This window comes from Cellulomonas sp. B6 (genome assembly GCF_001462455.1).
Lineage (GTDB): Bacteria > Actinomycetota > Actinomycetes > Actinomycetales > Cellulomonadaceae > Cellulomonas.
In genome coordinates this window covers 1-22,902 of sequence record NZ_LNTD01000109.1, presented here as the reverse complement: position 1 = coordinate 22,902, position 22,902 = coordinate 1, and the positions used below count along the sequence as shown (strand labels likewise).

The following is a 22,902-nucleotide window of genomic DNA, read 5'->3' as shown; positions in this document are numbered from 1 at the left end:
CTGCCCCTGCCGCTCAAGGCCGCGGACACGACGCCCGAGCGCCCGTGGCCCGTGCGGCACCTCGCACCGAAGGTCGCGGACTACGTCGCGCGCATGCCGCCGGTGTGGGTCGAGGGCCAGGTGCTCAACGTGCGGCGGTGGAACTCGCTGCTGTTCCTCACGCTGCGCGACACCGACCTCGACATGTCGCTGTCGGTCACGCTGCCCGCGGTCGCGGCGATGAGCCTGGGCGACCGGTTCGCCGACGGCGCGCACGTCGTGGTGCACGCGCGGCCGCAGTACCAGGTGAAGAAGGGCGCGCTGGGCTTCTCGGCCGACCGCGTGCGGCTGGTCGGGCTCGGCGAGCTGCTCGCGCGCATCGAGCACCTCAAGGGGGTGCTCGCGGCGGAAGGACTGTTCGACGAGTCGCGCAAGCGTGCCCTGCCGTTCCTGCCCGCCGTGGTCGGGCTGGTGTGCGCGCAGCAGGGCGACGCCGAGCACGACGTCGTGTCGAACGCGCGCGCCCGCTGGCCCGGCGTGCAGTTCGAGATCCGGCGCGTGACCGTGCAGGGCGCCGAGGCGGTGCCGTCCGTGACCACGGCGATCGCCGAGCTCGACGCCGACCCGCGGGTCGAGGTCGTCGTCGTCGCGCGCGGCGGCGGCTCGTTCGAGGACCTGCTGCCGTTCAGCAACGAGACGCTCGTGCGGGCTGCGGCCGCGTGCCGCACGCCGCTGGTCAGCGCGATCGGCCACCACATGGACGCGCCGCTGCTCGACCTCGTGGCGGACCTGCGCGCGTCGACGCCCACCGACGCCGCCAAGCGCGTCGTGCCCGACGTGACCGAGGAGCGGGCGCGCCTCGCGCAGGCGCGCACCCGCACGCGGGCCGCGCTCACGCACCGCCTGGCGCGCGAGCAGGCGGCGCTCGACCACTGGCGCACGCGGCCGGTCATGGCGCGGCCCGAGACGCTCGTCGACCCGCACGAGCGCACGCTGCGCGACCAGACCGCGCGCGGTCGTGCGGTGCTCGACGCCGCGCTCGCGCACGCCGCGACCGCGACGGCCCGGCTCGCGGGCCAGGTGCGTGCGCTGTCCCCCGCCGCGACGCTCGAGCGCGGGTACGCGGTCGTGCAGCGGGCCGACGGCGCCGTGGTGCGCGACCCCGCCGAGGTCGCGGCCGGCGACAGGTTGCGCGTGCGCGTCGCGGCGGGCGAGCTCGCGGCGGACGTCGTCGACGCGTGACCCGCACCTGACCGGGCGCTGCGCCGGCGGGCGCGGTGACGGCTGCACGCGGTCACGGCGGGGGCGCGGTGACGCGCGGACGACCACGTCGGTGCCGAGGCGCGTCCGCTGGGCGGCCCCGCGCGTGCGCCGTCGGCGACGGCTGGTTGACTGTGCGCGTGGCACGACGTGAGACGACCCCCACCGACGGTCCGGCGGACGGGGCGGTGGGCCTCCCCGACCCCGCGACGCTCGGCTACGAGCAGGCCCGCGACGAGCTCGCGGCGATCGTGGGGCGGCTCGAGTCCGGTGCGGGCACGCTCGAGGAGTCGCTCGCGCTGTGGGAGCGCGGCGAGGCGCTCGCGGCGCGCTGCCAGGAGTGGCTCGACGGAGCGCGCGAGCGGCTGACCGCCGCCCGGGGCGGCCGCACCGGCGCACCGGGGGCGCAGCAGACGCAGGGGACGCAGGACGACGACGCCCGGACGGCACCGGCCGCCGGCACGACCGAAGAGGAGGACCGGTGACCGACGGCACGCAGGGTCGCGCGCTCGTGATCGGCGAGGCGCTGGTGGACGCGGTCCGCCGGCCCGACGGCACGCGCGAGGAGTTCCCGGGCGGCAGCCCGGCCAACGTGGCGATCGGCCTGGCGCGCCTGGGCCGCCGTGCGGAGCTGCTGACGTGGCTCGGCGACGACGCGCACGGCGACCTCGTGCGCCGCCACCTCGCGGCCTCGGGCGTGCACGTCCTGACCGGCGACCGCGCACCCGCCCGGACCCCCGTCGCGACCGCGCACCTCGACGCCGAGGGCGTCGCGACGTACGACTTCGACCTCGAGTGGGACCTGCCCGCGACGTGGGACGAGGGCGAGGGCGACGCGCTCGTCGTCCACACCGGGTCGATCGCGGCCGTGCTCACGCCCGGCGGCCCGAAGGTGGCCGACCTGCTGGAGAACCGTCGCGCGACGTCGACCGTCACGTACGACCCGAACCTGCGCCCCGCGCTGATGGGCGACCCGGCCGACGTGCGGCCCGTCGTCGAGCGGCTCGTGCGCGCGTCCGACGTCGTCAAGGTCAGCGACGAGGACCTCGCGTGGCTGCTCCCCGGCGTCGCGCCGGCCGAGGTCGCCGAGGAGTGGAGCCGCTCGGGGCCCGCGCTCGTGGTCGTCACGCACGGCGGCGAGGGCGCGTTCGCGAGCACCGCCGCCGGCGCGCGCCTCACGGTCCCGGCGCCGCGCGTCACCGTCGCCGACACCGTCGGTGCGGGTGACTCGTTCATGGGCGGCCTGGTCGACGGCCTGTGGTCCGCCGGGCTGCTCGGCGCCGACCGCCGCGCCGCGCTGCACGACGTCGACGCGGGCACGGTCGAGCAGGTGCTCGCCCGCTGCGCGCGCATCGCCGCCATCACGGTCTCGCGCGCGGGCGCCAACCCGCCGACGACCGCCGAGCTCGACACCGAGGGAGCCCCCGCATGAGCACGACGCCGACCACTCCCGCGCAGGCCTGGGCCGCGCTGGCCGACGGCAACCTGCGGTTCGTCGAGGACCGCATGGCGCACCCGTCGCAGGGCATCGACCGCCGCACCGAGGTGAGCGTCGAGCAGCACCCGTTCGCGGTCGTCTTCGGCTGCTCCGACAGCCGCGTCGCGGCCGAGATCATCTTCGACCAGGGCCTCGGCGACCTGTTCGTGGTCCGCACGGCCGGTCACGTGCTCGACACGACCGTCATCGGGTCCATCGAGTACGGCGTCGAGCTGCTGGGCGCACCGCTCGTCGTCGTGCTCGCGCACGACTCGTGCGGCGCCGTCGCGGCCGCGACGGACGCGATCACGCACGGCAACGTGCCGCCCGGGTTCGTGCAGGCCGTCGTCGACCGCGTGATCCCCTCGATCGTCGGGCTCACGGCCTCGGGCCGGCCGCTCGACACGTTCGACGCCGCGACCCTCGGCCACGAGCACGTGCTGCACACCTCACGCCAGCTGCACGGCTACTCGGTGTCGCTCGCCGAGTCCGTCGCGGCGGGCCGGACCGCGATCGTCGCGGTCGAGTACACGCTCGCCGACGGGCGCGCCCAGCTCGCGCAGGTCATCGGCGACATCGGCGCCGGACCGGGCGTCGTACCCGGCACCGCGGCCTGACCCCGGACGGCATGACCGGCTCCGCGCGGGGCCGGTCGTGCCGCGCCGCCCGGGTGCGGTTCGGCGCCCGCGGGCCGGGGTGCTCGCCCGGTCAGGCCGTCGCCCGTGCGCCCGGCTCGGCGTCGTGCGGCGTCACGCGCTCGCGCCAGTAGCGCGACCCGTCCTGCCGGCGCCCCACGAGCCCGGCCTCGACGAGGTCGCGGCGCACGCGCACCGGATCGTCCGCGATCGACGCGATCCGCTCGGTCAGCGCGGGCTCGTCGAGCTCCTCGCCCGGTGCGACGAGCAGCGCAGCGACGTGGTCGAGCAGCTCGTCACGGTCGCGCGTGCGGCGGGGCGTCGTCACCCAGCGCCCGCGCACCAGGAACCGCGCGGCGTCGCACGGCGGGGTGGTGGTGGTGTCCATCCCGCCATGCTGCCGCCCGCGACCCCGGGAGCCGAGCCCTTTCCCCGTCCGGTCCGCCGGGCTCCGGCCGCCGGGCGGCCCGGCCGTCACGCCGCGGTGTGCCGCCCGCCACCCGCCGACGCGTGGTCGCCCGTCCCCGCCGCCCGCTCCTCGGCGCGCGCGGCACGGCGCTGCGCGCGCTCGGTCGCGCGGCGCCGCTCCTCGACGCTCTCCTCGTCGGCGCGGCGCGCGGCCTCCTCGTCGTACGTGAGGTTCTCGCCGGTCTCGGGGTCGAAGACCATGAGCCGCGCGGGGTCGAACCACAGCTCGGCGACGTCGCCGTCGCGGACGCGGGACTCGGCGCCGAGGGCCGCGACGAGCTGCGTGCGCATGCCCTCGCCGTCGAGGTCGCGGTCGAGCTCCTCGAGCGTCTGCGCGACCTCCTCGTGCGTCTCGAACGGCACGTAGGCGTACAGGTCGGCACCGAGCCACTCGACGACGTCGACGTCGGCCTCGAACGTCACGCCGCCCTCGCGGCCGCCCTCGTCGAACGTGTCGACGTCCTCGAGGTGCTCGGGCCGTAGGCCGACGATCACGAGGCCCCGGTCGCCGATGCGCTCGCGCAGCTCGGGTGACAGCGGCACGTCGGCCAGCGGCAGGCGCAGCGTGTCGCCGTCGACCTCGCCGGGCAGGAAGTTCATGGGCGGTGAGCCGATGAACCCGGCGACGAACAGGTTGACGGGCTGCTCGTACAGCGCGCGGGGGCTCGCGGCCTGCTGCAGCACGCCCTTCTTGAGGACCGCGACGCGGTCGCCCAGCGTCATGGCCTCGGTCTGGTCGTGGGTCACGTAGAGCGTCGTCGTGCCGAGGCGGCGCTGCATGCGGGAGATCTCGGTGCGCATCTGCCCGCGCAGCTTGGCGTCGAGGTTCGACAGCGGCTCGTCGAACAGGAACGCGCGTGCGTCGCGCACGATCGCGCGGCCCATCGCGACGCGCTGCCGCTGGCCGCCGGACAGGTTGGCGGGCTTGCGGTCGAGATGCTCGCGCAGCTCCAGGGTGTCCGCGGCCCGCTCGACGCGCTCGCGGATCTCCTCGTCCGAGAACCTGCCCTTCTCGAGGCGCAGCGGGAACGCGATGTTCTCGAAGACGCTGAGGTGCGGGTAGAGCGCGTAGTTCTGGAACACCATCGCGAGCTTCCGGTCGCGCGGCGCCTTCTCGTTGACGACGTCGCCGTCGATCGCGATCTCGCCGTCGGTGATGTCCTCGAGCCCGACGACCATGCGCAGCAGCGTCGACTTCCCGCACCCCGACGGCCCGACGAGGATGACGAACTCGCCGTCCTCGATGTCGAGGCTGACGTCGTTCACGGCCGGGTAGCCGTCGCCATACTTCTTCACGACGTGGCTCAGCGTGATCGCGGCCATGGCGAACCTCCCTGCGGTCCGGGTCAGCCCTTGACGGCGCCCTGGGTGAGCCCGGCGACGATCTGGCGCTGGAACAGCAGCACCAGGATCACGACGGGGATGGTGACGATAACGGCGGCGGCCGAGATGGCGCCGGTGGGCTCCTCGAACTGCGAGGCGCCCGTGAAGAACGCGAGCGCCGCGGGCACGGGCCGCGCCGCCTCGGTCGACGTGAGCGAGATGCCGTACACGAAGTCGTTCCACGCCAGGAAGAACGCGATGATCGCGGTGGTCGCGACCCCCGGGCCGGCGAGCGGCACGATGACCTTGCGGAACGCCTGCGCGGTGGTCGCGCCGTCGACCTGCGCGGCCTGCTCCATCTCCCACGGGATCTCGCGGAAGAACGCCGTGAGGGTCCAGATCGACAGCGGCAGCGTGATCGACAGGTACGGGATGACCAGGCCGGCCCACGTGTCGTACAGGCCGATCGAGCGCCAGATGTTGAACAGCGGCGTGACGATCGAGATGACCGGGAACATCGACACCGCGAGCGACAGACCCAGCACGAACGCCTTGCCCGGGAAGTCGAGCCGCGCGACCGCGTACGCGCACAGCGACGCGAGCACGACCGCGATCGCGGTGGCGATGAGGCAGATCCCCACGGAGTTGCGCAGCGCCGGCAGGAACAGCTCCGAGGCCGAACCGGTGAGGATCAGCTGGTAGTTCTGCCACGTCACCGCCGACGGCAGGAACGAGCCGTTGTCCAGGTCGGACGGCGCCTTGAGCGACAGCGACACGATCCAGGCGACCGGGAACAGGCAGTACAGGACGATGGCCAGGCCGCCGAGCCACCACCACAGCTTGCCGCGCGCGCTCATCGTCCCGCCCTCGTCGACGCCGCCAGGTTGACCTTGAAGCCCTTGACGAACATCAGGGCGATGAGCGCGACCGCGATCGTCAGCAGCACGGACACCGCCGAGCCGATGCCGATCTCGAGGCGCTGGATGGTCTGCCGGTACGCGAGGAACGCGACCGACTCGGTGCCCGCGGCACCGTTCGTCATGATGAAGATGTTGTCGAAGATGCGGAACGCGTCGAGCGTGCGGAACAGCAGCGCGACCATGATCGCGGCCTTCATGTTCGGGATCGTCACGCGCCGCATCCGCTGCCACGCGGTCGCGCCGTCGACCTTCGCGGCCTCCTGCAGCTCGCCCGGCACCTGCGCGAGGCCCGACAGCAGCAGCAGCGAGATGAACGGCGTGGTCTTCCAGATCTCCGACAGCGCGATGACCGTCACGGCGCTGCCGAACGACGCGAACCAGTCGGTGTCGGCCGGCACGAACGGCAGCCAGCTGTTCATGAACCCGCTGGTGAGGTCGAACATGAACCGGAACGCGAACGCCGAGACGACCGTGATGATCGCGTACGGGATGAGGATCGCGGTGCGCAGCGCGGGCCGCAGCCGCTGCAGCGCGTTGTTCATGACGAGCGCGAGGCCGAACCCCAGCACGAGCTCGACCGCGACGGTCACGACCGTGAGCAGCACGGTCACGCCGAGCGCCTGCCACCAGATCGGGTCGCCCAGGATCAGCGTGAAGTTGCCCAGGCCCACGAAGTGCCGCGCGTCGGGGTTGGTGAGCTTGTAGCTGAACAGCGAGTCCCAGACGGCCTGCAGGATCGGGTACCCGACGACGGCGACGAGCACGAGGATCGCGGGCGCGGACAGCAGCAGCCCGAGGCGCGCCTCCTGCCGGGCCCGGTCGGACCGCTGCGGCTTGCGCGGCGGTCGCTGCGCGGCGCGCACGGCGCCCGCGCCGGTGGTCGTGGTGCTCACAGCAGCGCCTCCCCCTGCAGGACGGCCGTGATGAGCTCGTCGGCGCGCTGCGGGCTCGTGCCGGGCGACACCGCGCGCGGCGGGTGCCACGTGCGCTGCAGGCTCGACGACACCTCGTTGTAGAACGGCGTCTGGGGCCGCGGGGCCGCGTTCTGGAGCGACTCGCGGATGACGTCCGCCATCGGGAACGTCTCCTGGACCTCGGGGTCGTCGAACGCCGTCAGGGACGACGGCGGGTTGCCGTCGGACAGGAAGTACTCGGCCTGCTTCTCGGGGGCGACGATGCACCGCGCGGCCTCGAACGCGAGGTCGACGTGCTCGCTGAACGCGCCGACCCCGAGGTTGATCCCGCCGTACGGCGGTCGCGCCTGCTCGCCCTCGACGGCCTGCGGGTACATCGCCCAGCCGAAGTCGTCGAGCACCGACTGCTCGAGCGTGCCGTCCTCGACCGCGGACTGCGCGCGCTGCCAGACGAACGGCCAGTTGACCATGAAGCCCGCGGTGTCCCCCTCGAACATCGACGCGTTGATGTCCTCGGTCGCGTTGGACAGCTGTGGTCCGCCTACGCCCGCGTCGGCCAGGCCGCCGATGATCTCGGCCGCCGTACGCCCGGCGTCCGAGTCGAGCGACGGTCGCACCTCCTGCGGGTCGGTCGCCTCGGGGTTCTCCAGCACGTGGCCGCCCGCGGACTCGACGAGCGCGTTGATCCACACCGTGAGCGACTCGGCACGCACGCCCTGCACGGCCACCGTGACGTCCTGCTCGGCCGCGGCCTGCACGATCTGCTCCCACGTGACGGGCTGCGTCATGTCGAGCCCCGCGGCCTCGGCGACCGACGTGCGGTACCAGAGCAGCTGCGTGTTGGCCCAGAACGGGATCGTCACGAGCTCGTCGTCGTACGACGCACCCGCCACCGCGCCCTCGGCGACGTCCTGCGTCACGGCCTGCGCGACGTCGTCCGGGACGGGCGCGAGGAAGTCGGCGTTGGCGAACTCGGGGATGTAGGGCGGGTCGATGCTCATGAGGTCGATCGACGCGTCGTTCGCCGCGAGCCGCCGCACGAGCTGTTCGCGCTGGCTCGGCGCGTCGCGCGGGAGCAGCACGGTGTTCAGCCGGTACGCGCCGTCGGACTCCTGCGTGCACTGCTGCGCGATGCGCTCCTGGCCGCCCGAGTCGGGGTTGATGTACCAGAGCAGCTCGGGAGGTCCGGCCTCGGCGGCGGAGCAGGCGGCGAGGGGGGCCGCGAGCGCCACGGCGAGGAGAGCCGCGGGTCGTCGCCTCAGGTGTCGCACGGGCGCCTGGCCTCTCACGTCGTCGGGAAGGGGTGTGCCCACATCCGACTACGACCTGCACGTTCCCGCCACCGGAGGCGGTGGAAGGATGGGGGCCATGACTTCCACCACCGGTCCCGACGGCGCGGCCGCGGGCGAGCAGGCCTACCGCGTCGAGCACGACACCATGGGCGAGGTGCGCGTCCCCGCGCACGCGCTGTACCGCGCGCAGACGCAGCGCGCGGTCGAGAACTTCCCGATCTCGGGCAGCACGCTCGAGCGCGGGCACGTCGAGGCGCTCGCGCGCGTCAAGAAGGCCGCGGCCCGCGCCAACGCCGAGCTGGGCGTGCTGCCGCAGGACGTCGCCGACGCGATCGTCGCGGCGGCCGACGAGGTCGCGACGGGCGTGCACGACGCGCACTTCCCGGTCGACGTCTACCAGACGGGCTCGGGCACGAGCTCGAACATGAACACCAACGAGGTGCTCGCGACGCTCGCGACGCGCCTGCTGGGGCGCGACGTGCACCCCAACGACCACGTGAACGCGTCGCAGTCGTCGAACGACGTGTTCCCGACGTCGGTGCACGTGGCCGCGACCGCGGGCGTCGTGCGCGACCTCGTGCCGGCGCTCGAGCACCTCGCGGGCGCGCTCGAGGAGAAGGCGACCGCGTGGGCGCAGGTCGTGAAGTCGGGGCGCACGCACCTCATGGACGCGACGCCCGTGACGCTCGGGCAGGAGTTCGGCGGGTACGCCGCGGCCGTGCGGTACGGCGTCGAGCGCCTGCAGGCCGCGCTCCCCCGCGCGGCCGAGGTGCCGCTGGGCGGCACCGCCGTCGGCACGGGCATCAACACACCGGCCGGGTTCCCGCAGCGCGTCATCGCGCTGCTCGTCGAGGACACGGGCCTGCCGCTCACCGAGGCACGCGACCACTTCGAGGCGCAGTCCTCGCGCGACGGGCTCGTCGAGCTCTCGGGCGCGCTGCGCACGATCGCCGTGAGCCTCACGAAGATCTGCAACGACCTGCGCTGGATGGGCTCGGGCCCCAACACCGGGCTGGGCGAGATCGCGCTGCCCGACCTGCAGCCCGGGTCGTCGATCATGCCCGGCAAGGTCAACCCGGTCGTGCCCGAGGCCGTGCTCATGGTGTGCTCGCGCGTCGTCGGCAACGACGCGACCGTCGCGTGGGCGGGCGCGTCGGGCTCGTTCGAGCTCAACGTGCAGATCCCCGTCATCGCGTCGGCCGTGCTCGAGTCGGTGCGTCTGCTGGCCAACGCGTCGCGCGTGCTCGCCGACCGGACGATCGCCGGGACCACGCCCAACGTCGAGCGCGCCCGCGCCCTGGCCGAGTCGTCGCCGTCGATCGTCACGCCGCTCAACCGCACCATCGGCTACGAGAACGCCGCGAAGATCGCCAAGCACGCCGTGAAGGCCGGCGTGACGATCCGGCAGGCGACGCTCGACCTCGGGTTCGTCGAGCGCGGCGAGCTCACGCTCGAGCAGCTCGACACCGCGCTCGACGTGCTCGCGATGACGCGCCCGCCGCAGGCCTGAGCCGGGGGGGTGCGGGCGTCCGGGGACGTCACCCGGACGCCCGCACCCCGCCACCCGTGCGGGTTGATCGCGTCTCGCTCCGCACACCGTGATGGAAGCGTGACCACACCCGCGCCCCGGGTCACCTAGCATCGCCCCCGACGGGTGCGCGACGGTGCCGCCCACGGAAGGGGAACCACGTGGCCTGGCGGTCCCGCGTGCTGCTCGGACGTCTGCGCGACCAGGCCTCGGTGGTCACCACGGTGACGCTCGTCGCGGTCGTCGCGACGTCGCTGCTCGCGACCCTCGCGCTGCTGCTCGACCTCACCGCGAACGGCGCCGTGGACGAGGCGCTCGACCGCGCGCCGACCGCCGACGTGCAGCTCGAGGTGCAGCTGCGGGTCGGCGGAGCCGACGCGGCTCCCCTCGTCGCGACGGCGGACCACGTGCTCGACGGGGTCGTCGGTGCCCTGCCCGTCACCCGCACCGAGTGGCTCGTGGGCATGACGCATCGGCTCGTGGACCCCGCGCGCACGGGACTGCCCGAGATCACCTACCTCGCGTCGTACCCGCGGACGGACGACACCACGCGGCTCGTGCGCGGCACGTGGCCCGATCGGGCCACCGACGAGCAGGGCCGCGTCGAGGTCAACGTGCCCGAGGTGGCCGCCGTCGCGCACGGGTGGGACGTCGGCTCGGTCGTCACCGCGCGGCGCACCAAGGATCCCGTCGCCTGGGTCGTCGTGGGCACGCACGAGCTCGTCGGCCCGCCCCGTGCGTGGAGCCGCGACCCGCTCGGCGGCACGGGCCACGACCCCGCGTACCCCGTCCCGGGGTCGTCGGGCGGGTCGACGACCGACGCCTGGGGCCCGTTCCTGGTCGCTCCCGACGCGCTCACGGGCGAGAAGCAGGTCGAGACCGCCGACGTCGTGATGACGCCCCTGCTCAGCGGTGCGCCGCGCGGTGCGGTCGCGCACCTGCGGACCGCCCTCGACGACGCCCAGGTCGACCTCGCGCAGAACCTGGCGACGGGCGCGTCCGGCACGGTCCGCGCACCGGTCGCCACGACCATCGACGCCGCGTGGCGCGAGCTCGCGGTGACGCGCATCGGCGTGCTGGTCGTGGGGCTCCTGCTGACCGTGCTCGCCACGACCGTCATGCTGCTCTCGGCGCGCCTGCTCGCCGAGCGCCGGGCGAGCGAGGGTGAGCTCCTGGCCGCGCGCGGCGGGTCCGCACGGCAGCTGCGCTCGCTCGCGGTGCTCGAGGCGGCGGTCGTCGCGGCCCTCACGTGGCTCGTCGCGCCGTGGGCCGCGCTGCTCGCGCTCGGGCGCCTCGCCGCGTCCGGCCCGCTCGCACGCGCCGGCTACGTGGTTCCCGACGCCCCGCCCGGGCCCGTGCTCCTCGCCACGGGCGCCGTCGCGCTCGCGCTCGCGGTCGCGCTCGTGGTGCCCGCGTGGCACACCGCGGGGTCCACGTCGCGCGCAGCGCACGCGAGCCTGGCCCGCGCGGGCGCCGACGTCGCGCTCGTCGTGCTCGCGGGCCTGGCGCTCGTGCAGCTGCTCACCTACGGCGCACCGCTCGCCGACGGCTCCGGCGGTGCACGGGTCGACCCCGTGCTCGTCGCCGGGCCCGCCGTCATCACGCTCGGCGCCGCCGTGATCGCGCTGCGCCTGGTCGGTCCGCTCGGACGTCTGGGTGACGCCCTGGCACGGCGCACGCGCTCGTTCGTCGGCCCCATGGCCGCCTGGCAGGTCGCGCGCCGGCCCGAGGCGGCGGCCGGCACGTGCCTCGTGATCGTGCTCGCGGTCGCGACCGCGAGCTTCGGGCAGTCGTTCCAGGCGACGTGGCGCACGTCGCAGCTCGAGCAGGTCGACCTCGCGACCGGCGCCGACCTGCGCGTGACGCAGCTCGGCGGCGAGCCCGAGGCCTCGTCACGGACCGTCGCCGACGTGCTCGCGACGGCGCCGGGCGTCGACCTGCGTCCCGTCGTCGACCGGTCGGCGCGCCTCGGCCACGCCGACGGCTTCACCGGTGCCCTGACGACCGTGCAGCTGCTGGGGGTCGACACCGCGGCACCGCAGGACCTGCGGGGGCGGACCGGCACGCCGTGGTCGGAGCTGCTCGCCACGCTGCCCGGACGCGGCGACGGTGAGCCGCTCGACGCGGGCACGCTCGTCGGCGTGCCGCTGCCGGAGGGGACCGACCGGCTGAGCCTGGACGCCGTCGCCGGCACGGTCCCGTCGGCGCTCGGCACGGCGACCGTCGTGGTCGCCGTCGAGGACGCCCAGGGCGTGCGCACGTGGGCGTGGGCCAGGAACGAGCTGGGTGAGAGCAACGTCTGGCTGGACGCACCCACGCGGCTCGAGGTCGCGCTGCCGCCCGGCCTCGAGCCCCGGCGGCTCGTCGCGGTGGAGGCCGTCGTGACCCTCGAGACGCTGCCGCCCGAGATGGCCGAGGGGTCCCGGGACACCGGCACGACGGGCACCCTCGGGCTCTCGGTGAGCGACGCGCTCGCCCACGACGACGACACGGGCACCCAGACCGCCGTGCCGCTGGCCCCCGCCGGGCGCGCCGGCTCGGTGGCCGCGGTGGCCGGCCCCCCGCTGACGGCCCGGACCGGGCAGGAGGCGAGCGCGCCGTCCGGTGCCGCGCGGGGCGACGACGCGCTGCACCTGGACGCCCGGCTCGAGCTCCTCGACGCCACCCAGGGCCCCGTCCGCCTGACGGCGACGGCCTGGCCGACGCAGGGGGTCGTGCCCGCCGTGTTCACGCGCGACGCCGCGCGGCAGGTCGACGTGCAGCCGGGCGACGTGCTGTCGCTGCGGGGCGGCGTGACGCCCGTCCTGCTGCGCGCCGACGCCGTCGTGCCCTACCTGCCCGGCGCGCCGCGCGGTGCGGCGGTCATGGTCGACCGCGAGGCGCTCCAGCGCGCCACGGCCGAGGCCGGCATGCACGACCCGCTGCTCGACGCGTGGTGGGGCACGGGGACCGGCTCCGACGTGGAGGCCGCCGCGGCGGCGCTCCGGCAGGAGGTCGACGGCACGGTCGTCACGCGCGGGGCCGAGCGGGTCCGCGCGCTCGAGGGTCCGCTGCGCGTCGCCGTGCCGGCCGCGCTGACGCTGGTCGTGGGCACCGCCGGGCTGCTCGTCCTCGTCGGCATGGGGGCCGCCGCCACCGCGACGGTGCGGTCGCGACGACTCGAGCTGGCACGTCTGCAGGCCCTCGGGCTCTCCCGCGGCGCGGCCGTGCGCGGCGTCCTGGCGGAGAACATCGTGCTCGTCGTGCTCGGTGCGGGTGCCGGGCTGCTCATCGGCTACGGCCTCGCGGCGCTCCTCGGCCCGCTGCTCACGGTGTCGCCGGACGGCCGCGCCCCGGTCCCCGGGCCGCTGCTGGTCTGGCCGTGGCCGGTGCAGGGCACGGTCGTCGGGGCGCTCGTCACGGCCGCGGGGGTCGCGGTCGCGCTGCTCGTCGCGACGGGCGTGCGCCGCGCGTCCGGCGCGCTCCTGCGACTGGGGGACGACCGATGACCGCCCTGATCGCCCGCACCCGGACGCGCGTGCGCGCCGTCGTCGCCGACGGGCCGCTCGTCGTCCGCCGACGCGCACGGCTCGACGCCGGGCTGCTGCTGGGCACCGCGCTGCTGCTGCTCGGCGCGCTGCTGGTCGCGCTCGCGCTGCCGCGACTGGTCGGCCGGACGGCCGACGCCGCGCTGCAGCGGACCGTCGAGAGCGCCGGGACCGACGCCACCGCGGTGGTGACCCCGCTCGTCGGCCAGCAGACCGCGGAGGCGATCGACTTCGTCCGCGACCACGTCGAGCGGGTCTGGTCCGACCACCCGACGCTCGCCCCGCCGACGACGGTCGCCTCGACGCGGCCGTTCGTCGTCCCGTCGCCCGCCGGCGACGTCATCGCGAGCCTCGTCATGCTCGACGGCATCGAGGAGTCCCGCCCGACGGTCCGCTGGGTCGAGGGGCGCGAGCCCGCGGCGGTCCCCGAGGACGAGCAGTGGCAGGAGGGCGCGTCGGACCGGCCCCGCGTCGTCGAGGCCGGCCTGTCGGCGCCCGCGGCGCGCGCGCTCGGCGTCGACGTCACGGGCGGACCCGTCACGCTGGGGCTCGACACCGAGGGCACCGGCCGGATCGCGCGCATCACGGGCGTGTACGAGGTCGAGGACCCGACCGCCCGGTACTGGGCCCTCGCCCCCGACGTCGTGGCCCCCGTCCCGACGCCGCCGGGCGCGCTCGGGGACCTCCGGGTCGCGATCTACGTGCCGTTCGAGCTCCGGGAGGACGCCCAGCTCGTGGGTGCCGGCCGCTCGCTGACCGCTGTCGGGACGTCGTTCCTGCGCACCGACGGCCTGACCGTCGCGCGGGCGCACGGGCTGAGCGACGCGCTCGTCGCCCTCGGGGTGCGCGGGCAGCCGGTCGCCACCGACCTGCCCGCCGTGCTCGACGCGTTCGACGCGCGCCTGACGGCCGTGCGCGCCCAGGCCTCGCTCGTGGTCGTGGGCATCGCCACCACCGCGGCGTCGTGCCTGGTGCTCGCGGGCGGGCTGCTCGCGACGCGGCGCCGGCCGACGCTCGCCGCCGAGCGGGCGCGCGGCGCGTCCGTGGCGTCGGTGGCCCTGCGGGCGGCGCTCGAGTCCGTGCCGATCACGCTCGTGGCGTCCGTGCTGGCGTTCGCCGCGGTCACCTGGTGGGTGCCGGGCGGGTCCGGCACCGTCGCGGTGGCCGCCGGCATCGCGGCCGTGGCGGTCACGGCGCCCGTCGTGCTCGCGGGCCGCGTCGCGGCCCAGGCGTGGAACGGACGTCGCGTCCCGGCGGACCGCCGCGAGCGCGCACGCCTGCGCGCCGTCGGGCAGGCGCGCCGGCTGGTCGCCGAGCTGACGACGCTCGCGGTCGCCGCCGCCGCGCTGGTGTCGGTGCGGGGGCGGGGCCTCGTGCCGTCCGGCCGCGGTGACGTCGACCCGCTGCTGGCGGCCGCCCCCGTGCTGCTCGCGGCGTGCGCCGCGCTCGTCGTCGTGCGGATCGCGCCCGCGGCGGTGCGCGCGGCGGGTCGCGTGGCGTCGCGCTCGCGCGGGCTCGCCGCACCGCTCGCCGTCGCGCGGGCGCACGGCGGCGCGACGGCGTTCGTGCCGCTGCTCACGGTGACCGTCACGGTCGCCCTCCTGGTGCTGTCGGGCGTGCTCGTGCAGTCGGTCGACGACGGGCAGCGCGCGGCCGCGGAGGCGTTCGTCGGGGCCGACGGGCGGCTCGACGGGCGCCTCGACCGCGCGGAGGGCCAGGCCGCGCTCGACGCGCTGCGCGCCGCGCCGGGCGTCACCGCCGTCGCCACGGGGTCGCAGATCGGCAAGCGCGCGTACGGCGACGGCACGCGGATCGAGGCGACCGTGCTGCTCGTCGACGCGGCCGAGCTCGCGGCGGCCCGGACCGCGCGCGGCCTGCCGGTCGACGCGGGGCTCGCCGGGCTCGGCGAGGCCACGGACGGCCGCGTGCCCGCGCTCGTCGACCCGGGCCTCCTCGCACGCCTCGACCCCGAGGGCGTCCGGCTGTCGGTGCTCGTCGGCAGCGTCGAGCTCGACGTGCGCGGGACGACCGCGCTGGTCCCCGACGGCGGTGTCCCCCCGGTCGACGCACGCGACGTGCTGCGCGAGCCGTCCGGCGACGACGGGCTCGTCGTCGTCGACCGCTCGGTCGTGGCGGCGCTGACCGACGTGCCCGCCGTGGACCGCGCGTGGGTATCCGGGCCGGGCACGCAGGACGCGATCGCCGACCTCGACCTCGCCGAGCCGGTGTACTCCGGTCTGACGGCCACGACGGCGCAGGGGTGGTGGCGCACGTGGTCGGCCGACACCCTGACGCGGGCGCTGACCGTCCTGCAGCTCGCGTCCGTCGGGGCCCTGGCCGTGCTGGCGGTCCTCGCGCTCGTGCTCGTGGTGGTCGCGACGTCGAAGGAGCGCGGCCGCACGCTGTCGACGCTGCGCACGCTGGGCCTCGACGCACGCACGGCCCGCTGGGCGACGCTCGGCGAGCTCGCGCCGCTCGTGCTCGGCGGTCTGGTCGGCGGGTCGGTCATCGGGCTCGTCGTGCCGCACCTGGTCGGGGACGCGCTCGGGCTCGCCTGGCTGACGGGGTCGGCCGCGGGTGCGACAGTGGCCGTGGTGGCGTGGCCCGTGCTGGTGGCGGTAGCGGTCCTGACCGCCGCCACGCTGGTCGCGGTGGGGATCGAGGAGGGCCTGCGGCGCCGCGAGCGCCTGGGCGAGGTGCTGCGGGTGGGCGAGCGGTGAACCGACGAGAGGACACGGACGTGACCGAGGCAGCGGGGACGGCGACGAGCCTGGCCACGCTCGAGGAGCGCGCCCGCGCGCGCCCCGAGGCGTTCGGCACGGGGGCGCTGATCGTGTGCGAGTCGCTCGTGCGGATCTACCAGTCGGAGGGGGTCGAGGTGCAGGCCCTGCAGGGCCTGGACCTGCTGGTGCGCACCGGCGAGCTGGTCGCGGTGGTCGGCGCGTCGGGGTCGGGCAAGTCGACGCTGCTGGCGGTGCTCTCGGGCCTGGACGTGCCGACCGCCGGGAACGTGCGCGTCGGCGAGTGGGACCTCATGGCGATGACCGCGCGCCAGCGCGTCGCCTACCGCCGCACGACCGTCGGGTTCGTGTGGCAGCAGACGGCCCGCAACCTCGTGCCGTACCTCACGGCGGCCGAGAACGTCGCGCTGCCGATGGCGCTGGCCGGGCGGCCGCGGCGGGCACGGCGCGCCGACGCCGCGGGGCTGCTCGACGTGCTCGGGGTCGGCTACTGCGCCGACCGCCGGCCGGGGCAGATGTCGGGCGGTGAGCAGCAGCGCGTCGCGATCGCGACCGCGCTCGCGAACTCGCCCCAGGTGCTCCTGGCGGACGAGCCCACGGGTGAGCTCGACACGGCCACGTCGGCCGACGTGCTCGCGGCGCTGCGCGACGTGAACCGCGACCTGGGCACGACGGTGGTGGTCGTGACGCACGACCCGGGCGTGAGCGAGCACGTGCAGCGCACGGTCGCGATCCGCGACGGCCGCACGAGCTCGGAGGTGCTGCGGCGCACCACGACGCGCGACGACGGCACCGAGCACACCGTCGCCGAGGAGCTCGCGGTGCTCGACCGCGCGGGCCGCGTGCAGCTGCCGCGCGAGTACCGCGAGGCGCTCGACCTCGTGGGCCGGGTGCGCCTCACGCTCGAGCAGTCGCACATCGCGGTGCACCCCGAGCACGCGCGCACCGACGGGGAGGACGCCCGATGACCACGACCGCGACGACGCCGCGCGACGCGACGACCGGCGGGCCGATGGTGCTGGTCGAGCACGTGGGCCGCACCTACGGCAGCGGCCGCACGGCCGTGCACGCGCTGCGCGACGTGTCCCTGGAGGTGCAGCCGGGCGAGCTCGTGGCGCTCGTCGGCCGCTCGGGGTCCGGCAAGACGACCCTGCTCAACGCGATCGGCGGGCTGGACCGCCCCGACGAGGGCCGCGTCGTGGTGGCGGGCCACGAGGTGTCGGCGCTCGACGAGCGCGGGCTGGTCCGGCTGCGCCGCGACGTCGTGTCGTTCGTCTTCCAGACGTTCGGGCTCGTGCCCGTGCTCACGGCGGCCGAGAACGTGGGCGTGCCGCTGCGGATGCGCCGCACGCCCGTCGCCGAGCGCGAGGCGCGCGTCGCGCTGCTCCTCGACCTGGTCGGCCTCGGCGACCACGCCCGGCAGCGCCCGGGGCAGATGTCGGGCGGTCAGCAGCAGCGCGTCGCGATCGCGCGCGCGCTCGCGACGTCGCCCCGCCTGCTGGTGGCCGACGAGCCGACGGGCCAGCTCGACTCCGAGACCGGGCGGCAGGTGATGGCGCTGCTGCGGGCGGTCGTCGAGGCCGAGGGCATGACCGCGATCGTCTCGACGCACGACCCCGTCATGGTGGCCCTGGCGGACCGCACGATCCGGCTCGCGGACGGCCGCCTGCTCGAGGGCTGACGGTCGGCGGGGCACCCGCGGGCGCCCCGCCGACCGACGCCGTCAGGACGCCGCGACCTGCGCGGCCGACGCCGGCGCCGTGGCCGCACCGGGCCGGTGCGCGCGCATCGCGAGCGCGCACAGCGCCCCGAGCACGAGCACGCCGACCGTGACGGCCAGGGTCTGCGCGGCGGCCGTCGCGAACCCGGCGTCGACCGCGGCCCGTGCGGCGGCGCGCACCTGCTCCGCGACGTCCGCGGGCACGCCCGCGGGGACGTCGAACCCGCCGCCGGCACCGAGCCCGGCCGACGCGGCCTGCCGGAACCCCTCGACGAACGGGCCGCGCACCTGCTCCGGCAGGCTCGCGGCGGCGTCCTGCGCGGCGGCCGGCATGGTCGCGGCGAGCCGGGACGTCAGGGTCGCGACGACGACGGCCGAGCCGATGACGCCGCCGACCTGGCGCGTCGTGTTGAACGCACCCGCCCCGGCGCCCGCGGTGCGCTGGTCGAGGCCCGAGGTCGCGAGGCTCGCGAGCGGCGAGAACACCAGACCCGTGCCGACGCCGAACAGCACCATCGGCAGCACGAGGCGCCACACGGCGACACCCGGCTGCACCTGCGTCGCGAGCACCCCGATCGCGACCGCGAGGGTCGCGAACCCGCTGAACGCGACCCACTTGCCGGGCACGCGGTCCGACAGCCGGCCCGCGAACGGCGCGATGACGCCCGACAGCAGCGAGCCCGGCAGCCCGACGAGCGCGGCGTGCAGCGGCGAGAGGCCCAGCACCTGCTGCAGGTACAGCGTGAACGGGAAGAAGATGCCCGTCATCGCGAACGTCACGGCGGCGCCGGCGACGTTCGCGAGCGAGAAGTTGCGGTGCACGAACAGCCGCAGCGGCAGCAGCGCGTCGTCGCCGCGGTGACGCTGCCACAGCAGGAACGCGCCCGACACGAGCACGCCGGCGGCCACGACGCCCCACACCGTGACGGGCCCGACGATCGTGCCCCAGTCGTACGCCTCGCCCTCCTGCAGGCCGAAGACGAGCAGCGTCAACCCGACGACCGACAGCACGACGCCGACGCCGTCGAGCGAGCGCGCGTGCGTGGGCAGCACGGGCAGCTGCCGGAACGACAGCCACAGCGCGACCGCACCGACGGGGACGTTGACGTAGAAGATCCACTCCCAGCCGACGGTCTCGACGAGCAGACCGCCGAGCACCGGGCCGGTGATGGTGGCGACGCCCGCGACCGACCCCCACACGCCCATCGCGGCGCCGCGCTGCTGCGGCGGGAACACGCGCGTGATCATGGCCATGGTCTGCGGCGTCATGAGCGCGCCGCCGACGCCCTGCACGGCACGCGCGGCGATGAGCCACCCGACCGAGCCGGACAGCCCGCACGCGAGCGACGCGAGCGTGAAGATCACCAGGCCGGTGACGAACACGGGCCGGGGGCCGTACCGGTCGCCGAGCCGCCCGGTGACGAGCAGCAGCACGGCGAACGTCAGCAGGTAGGCGCTGTTGACCCACCCGACGGTGACCAGGCTCGCGTCGAACGCGTCCTGCAGGGTGGGGACGGCGATGTTCACGATGGTCGTGTCGACCATGATCATGAAGAAGCCGAGGCACAGGGGCGGCAGCACGCTCCAGGGGCTGCGGCCGCGCAGGTCGACGAGGGGCTGGGTCACGGGGTGCTCCGGGTGTCGGTGGCCGCGAGGCGACGTGCGCGCGCGGCGAGGAAGTCGGGGGGCGGAGGCCCGCCCCACTCGAGGGTGTCGTCGGCGAGCTCGCGCAGGACGTCGTCCAGCCAGGCGATCTCCGCCGTGAGCAGGACGAGCTCGCGTTCGCCGTCGAGCACGAAGCGGCGCGGCAGGCCCTCGGCGCGGACGGCGTCGATGCGGGCGCGCAGGTCCGCGAGGCGGGCGGCCTCGCGGTCGCGCCGCGCCCGGAGGGCGGCGGCGACGTCGTCGACGGGTAGGCGCCACGCGTGCGCCAGGCCGACGGGGAAGTCCGGGAGCGCGGGGCGCTCGTCGGCCAGGTGGGCGGTGATCGCCGGGGCGAGCGCGGCGTGGCCGGCGGGCGTCGCGCGGTACGTGGTGCGCTCGGGGCGGTTGCCCGCGCGCTCGGTGCCGACGGCCTCGACGAGGCCGTCGCGCTCGAGCCGGTCGACCGCGTGGTAGACGGCGCCGGGGTTGACGCGCACGAGGCGGTCGTCGCCGCGCTCGACGAGCGTCTGGAAGACGTCGTACGGGTGCCGGGGCTGCTCGGCGAGCAGCGCGAGGACGACCACCGTGACGGCGGTCGGCGTGCGCGACATGGGTGTCCTCCGGTGGGGCTGCACGGGTGGGACGTGGGACCTCGGTCCTTGTTCCGGCCGGAACATTACGCCTGGAACAACAGCGCGTCGAGCCGATCACCGGGTGACGTCGCGCACGCACGAGGGGCGCCGACCCCGACGGGTCGACGCCCCTCGCGGGCGGGCCGGACGACGTCAGGCGTCGATGCCCTCGAACAGCTCGGTGACGAGCGCCGCGACCGGCGAGCGCTCCGACCGCGTGAGCGTCACGTGCGCGAACAACGGGTGCCCCTTGAGCGCCTCGATGACCGCCGCGACGCCGTCGTGCCGCCCCACGCGCAGGTTGTCGCGCTGCGCGACATCGTGCGTGAGGACGACGCGTGAGGACTGCCCGATGCGCGACAGCACCGTCAGCAGCACGTTGCGCTCGAGCGACTGCGCCTCGTCGACGATCACGAACGCGTCGTGCAGCGACCGCCCGCGGATGTGCGTGAGCGGCAGCACCTCGAGCAGGTCGCGGTCGATGATCTCCTCGACGACCTCCTTGCCGACCACCGCCCCGAGCGTGTCGAACACGGCCTGCGCCCACGGGCTCATCTTCTCGGCCGAGTCACCGGGCAGGTAGCCCAGGTCCTGACCACCCACGGCGTACAGCGGACGGAAGACCATGACCTTGCGGTGCTGGCGCCGCTCGAGCACGGCCTCGAGCCCCGCGCACAGCGCGAGCGCGGACTTGCCCGTGCCGGCGCGCCCGCCGAGGGACACGATGCCGATCTCCTCGTCGAGCAGCAGGTCGATCGCGACGCGCTGCTCGGCCGAGCGCCCGTGCAGCCCGAACACGTCCTGGTCGCCACGGACCAGCTGCACGTGCTTGTCGGCCGTGACGCGCCCGAGCGCCGATCCGCGCGGGCTGTGCAGCACCAGACCCGTGTGGCAGCGCAGGTCGGTCGGGGTGCCCGTGAGCGTCGTGCCCGCCGCCGGCGGCGCGACGTCCGCGAGGGCGAGCGACTCGTGCTCCCACAGGTCGGCCATCTGCTGCTCGGTGAGGTCGAGCGCGTCCATGCCCGTCCAGCCCGAGTCGACCGCGAGCTCGGCCCGGTACTCCTCGGCGGCCAGGCCCACGGCGGACGCCTTGACGCGCATCGGCAGGTCCTTGGAGACGACGACCACGCGGTGCCCCTCGGCCGCGAGGTTGGCCGCGACCGCGAGGATCCGGGTGTCGTTGTCGCCGAGCCGGAACCCGGCGGGCAGCACCTGCGGGTCGACGTGGTTGAGCTCGACGCGCAGCGTGCCGCCCACGTCGGTGACCGGCACGGGCGCGTCGAGACGGCCGTGCTCGACGCGCAGGTCGTCGAGCAGCCGCAGCGCGCCGCGCGCGAAGTAGCCGAGCTCGGCGTGGTGACGCTTGGCCTCGAGCTCGGTCACGACGACGACCGGCAGGACGACGTCGTGCTCGGCGAACCGCAGCAGCGCGCGCGGGTCGGACAGCAGGACGGAGGTGTCGAGGACGTAGGTGAGACGTCCGGGCGAGGAGGTGTCGGACGGGGAGCCGGTGGCCGCGGGCGACCGCGGTGCGGTCGTCGCGGGTGCGGTGCCCAGGTCGTGCTGCGAGGTGCGGTCCACGGCAGGCTCCCCTCGGGCGCGTCAGCGCCGGTGCGGGTGCCGCCCGCCGGCTCGGGGCGCCGGGGCACCCGCGGGTCGTCGGACGGCTGCGGGACGGGTCGGCCGGCCGGGGGCCGGGTCCGGCCCCCCGTCTCGGAGCGGATGCTCCATGGGCTGGCCTCCCGGGGACGACGGGCGTCGTCCTCGGTCGTGAACGTAACCCCGGTCACACCGTGCGGCGTGCACATCGGGGCGCGTCGGACGAGATGTCACGCAGCGTTCACCTGCCGGCCCGGCACGCCGCGGGCAGCGGCGCCGAGATCCGCAGGTCAGCGCCCGAGACGCCGCTGGCGCTGGCTGTAGGCGCGCACGGCGCGCAGGAAGTCGACACGCCGGAAGTCGGGCCAGTAGGCGTCGCAGAAGTAGAACTCCGAGTGCGCCGACTGCCACATGAGGAAGCCGCCGAGCCGCTGCTCGCCCGACGTGCGGATCACGAGGTCCGGGTCGGGCTGACCCTTGGTGTACAGGTGCTCGGCGATGTGCTCGACGTCGAACGCCTCGGCGAGCTCGTCGAGGCTCGCACCGGCCTCGGCGTGCATCCGCAGGAACGAGCGCACGGCGTCGGCGATCTCGCGGCGCCCGCCGTAGCCGACGGCGACGTTGACGTGCAGGCCCTGGACGTCGGCCGTGGAGTCCTGCGCGGCCTTGAGCGCCGACGCCGTCCGGTCGGGCAGCATGTCGAGCGCACCCACGGCCTGCACGCGCCAGCGCCGCTCGGTCGCGAGCTCACCCACGACGTCCTCGATGACGTGCAGCAGCGGCTCGAGCTCCTCGGGGTCGCGCGCGAGGTTGTCGGTCGACAGCATCCAGAGCGTCACGACCTCGACGCCGACGTCCTCGCTCCACTGCAGGACGTCGCTGATCTTGTCGGCGCCGCGCCGGTGGCCGGTCGCCGACGACAGGCCGCTGCCGCGCGCCCAGCGCCGGTTGCCGTCGAGGATCACGCCGATGTGCCGCGGCACCCGGTCCGGGTGCAGCGACGCCGCGAGGCGTCGTTCGTACAGGCCGTAGAGCGGGTGCGGCAGGCGCACGCGTAGCCTCCTCGTGGCGGTCGTGTGACGGCGCCCACGGTACTCGCCGGATGCCTGCTCCCGGCGCGCACGAGGACCTACGTCACGTCGCCACCCCTACCTACGCTCGCGTAACCTACGCAGACGTAGGTCTCTCGCGACGAAGGCGGCACCCGACGCATGAGCACTCCCCCGGCCCACGACGCGCAGCC

Annotated in this window: 18 protein-coding genes; 9 read left to right on the top strand and 9 right to left on the bottom strand. The window is 75.5% G+C overall.

The annotated features are described in order from the left end of the window. The 4 genes from xseA to ATM99_RS10645 form a co-directional block, all read left to right on the top strand. Nucleotides 1–1,221, top strand: a 1,221-nt coding sequence (gene xseA, locus ATM99_RS10660; RefSeq protein WP_062102898.1) for an exodeoxyribonuclease VII large subunit, incomplete at its 5' end; no start/stop codon positions are given. 206 nt (nucleotides 1,222–1,427) lie between these two features. Further along, the gene (locus ATM99_RS10655; RefSeq protein WP_082659588.1) at nucleotides 1,428–1,724 is read left to right on the top strand and encodes an exodeoxyribonuclease VII small subunit; all 297 of its coding nucleotides are present in this window, start codon (nucleotides 1,428–1,430) and stop codon (nucleotides 1,722–1,724) included. Further along, nucleotides 1,721–2,671: a carbohydrate kinase gene (locus ATM99_RS10650; RefSeq protein ID WP_062102897.1), complete on the top strand. Its 951-nt coding sequence runs from the start codon at nucleotides 1,721–1,723 to the stop codon at nucleotides 2,669–2,671. Before ATM99_RS10655 ends, ATM99_RS10650 begins: the two co-directional genes overlap by 4 nt. Continuing rightward, a complete protein-coding gene (locus ATM99_RS10645) occupies nucleotides 2,668–3,333 on the top strand; it encodes a carbonic anhydrase (RefSeq protein WP_062102896.1) in 666 nt (221 codons plus the stop codon). The genes ATM99_RS10650 and ATM99_RS10645 overlap by 4 nt, the downstream gene beginning before the upstream one ends. A gap of 91 nt (nucleotides 3,334–3,424) precedes the next feature. Here the strand turns inward: ATM99_RS10645 and ATM99_RS10640 are convergent, their stop codons facing one another. The 5 genes from ATM99_RS10640 to ATM99_RS10620 form a co-directional block, all read right to left on the bottom strand. Next, entirely contained in the window at nucleotides 3,425–3,739 is a 315-nt protein-coding gene (locus ATM99_RS10640; RefSeq protein WP_062102895.1) for a DUF2087 domain-containing protein, read from the bottom strand. 86 nt (nucleotides 3,740–3,825) lie between these two features. Continuing rightward, entirely contained in the window at nucleotides 3,826–5,142 is a 1,317-nt protein-coding gene (locus ATM99_RS10635; protein WP_062102894.1) for an ABC transporter ATP-binding protein, read from the bottom strand. 23 nt (nucleotides 5,143–5,165) lie between these two features. Beyond that, nucleotides 5,166–5,999, bottom strand: a complete 834-nt coding sequence (locus tag ATM99_RS10630) for a carbohydrate ABC transporter permease (RefSeq protein ID WP_062102893.1) — start codon at nucleotides 5,997–5,999, stop codon at nucleotides 5,166–5,168. After that, a complete protein-coding gene (locus tag ATM99_RS10625) occupies nucleotides 5,996–6,955 on the bottom strand; it encodes a carbohydrate ABC transporter permease (protein WP_062102892.1) in 960 nt (319 codons plus the stop codon). Before ATM99_RS10625 ends, ATM99_RS10630 begins: the two co-directional genes overlap by 4 nt. Next, nucleotides 6,952–8,208, bottom strand: coding sequence for an extracellular solute-binding protein (locus ATM99_RS10620; RefSeq protein WP_223304989.1), 1,257 nt, complete (start codon nucleotides 8,206–8,208; stop codon nucleotides 6,952–6,954). Before ATM99_RS10620 ends, ATM99_RS10625 begins: the two co-directional genes overlap by 4 nt. A gap of 136 nt (nucleotides 8,209–8,344) precedes the next feature. Here ATM99_RS10620 and ATM99_RS10615 point away from each other — a divergent pair, with 136 nt between their 5' ends. The 5 genes from ATM99_RS10615 to ATM99_RS10595 all read left to right on the top strand — a co-directional run bounded on the left by ATM99_RS10615 (nucleotide 8,345) and on the right by ATM99_RS10595 (nucleotide 17,745). Beyond that, complete coding sequence (locus tag ATM99_RS10615) at nucleotides 8,345–9,778, top strand: class II fumarate hydratase (protein WP_062102891.1); 1,434 nt, start codon at nucleotides 8,345–8,347, stop codon at nucleotides 9,776–9,778. A gap of 179 nt (nucleotides 9,779–9,957) precedes the next feature. Continuing rightward, the gene (locus ATM99_RS10610) at nucleotides 9,958–13,284 is read left to right on the top strand and encodes an ABC transporter permease (RefSeq protein WP_150118245.1); all 3,327 of its coding nucleotides are present in this window, start codon (nucleotides 9,958–9,960) and stop codon (nucleotides 13,282–13,284) included. Next, entirely contained in the window at nucleotides 13,281–16,043 is a 2,763-nt protein-coding gene (locus ATM99_RS10605; RefSeq protein WP_062102889.1) for an FtsX-like permease family protein, read from the top strand. The genes ATM99_RS10610 and ATM99_RS10605 overlap by 4 nt, the downstream gene beginning before the upstream one ends. A 20-nt stretch (nucleotides 16,044–16,063) precedes the next feature. After that, nucleotides 16,064–17,032 carry an ABC transporter ATP-binding protein gene (locus tag ATM99_RS10600; protein ID WP_082659585.1) on the top strand — a complete coding sequence of 323 codons (969 nt, stop codon included), beginning with the start codon at nucleotides 16,064–16,066 and terminating at the stop codon, nucleotides 17,030–17,032. Beyond that, nucleotides 17,029–17,745, top strand: coding sequence for an ABC transporter ATP-binding protein (locus tag ATM99_RS10595; protein ID WP_062102888.1), 717 nt, complete (start codon nucleotides 17,029–17,031; stop codon nucleotides 17,743–17,745). Before ATM99_RS10600 ends, ATM99_RS10595 begins: the two co-directional genes overlap by 4 nt. Nucleotides 17,746–17,787: 42 nt before the next feature. Here ATM99_RS10595 and ATM99_RS10590 read toward each other — a convergent pair whose 3' ends face one another. From ATM99_RS10590 to ATM99_RS10575, 4 genes are all read right to left on the bottom strand, one after another. After that, complete coding sequence (locus tag ATM99_RS10590; RefSeq protein ID WP_062102887.1) at nucleotides 17,788–19,410, bottom strand: MDR family MFS transporter; 1,623 nt, start codon at nucleotides 19,408–19,410, stop codon at nucleotides 17,788–17,790. Then, nucleotides 19,407–20,039, bottom strand: coding sequence for a PadR family transcriptional regulator (locus ATM99_RS10585; RefSeq protein WP_062102886.1), 633 nt, complete (start codon nucleotides 20,037–20,039; stop codon nucleotides 19,407–19,409). The genes ATM99_RS10590 and ATM99_RS10585 overlap by 4 nt, the downstream gene beginning before the upstream one ends. Nucleotides 20,040–20,213: 174 nt before the next feature. After that, entirely contained in the window at nucleotides 20,214–21,641 is a 1,428-nt protein-coding gene (locus ATM99_RS10580; protein WP_062102885.1) for a PhoH family protein, read from the bottom strand. A gap of 308 nt (nucleotides 21,642–21,949) precedes the next feature. Further along, nucleotides 21,950–22,711 (bottom strand): isoprenyl transferase, encoded by a 762-nt coding sequence (locus tag ATM99_RS10575; RefSeq protein WP_062102884.1) that lies wholly within the window; start codon nucleotides 22,709–22,711, stop codon nucleotides 21,950–21,952. Nucleotides 22,712–22,902 lie beyond the last annotated feature (191 nt).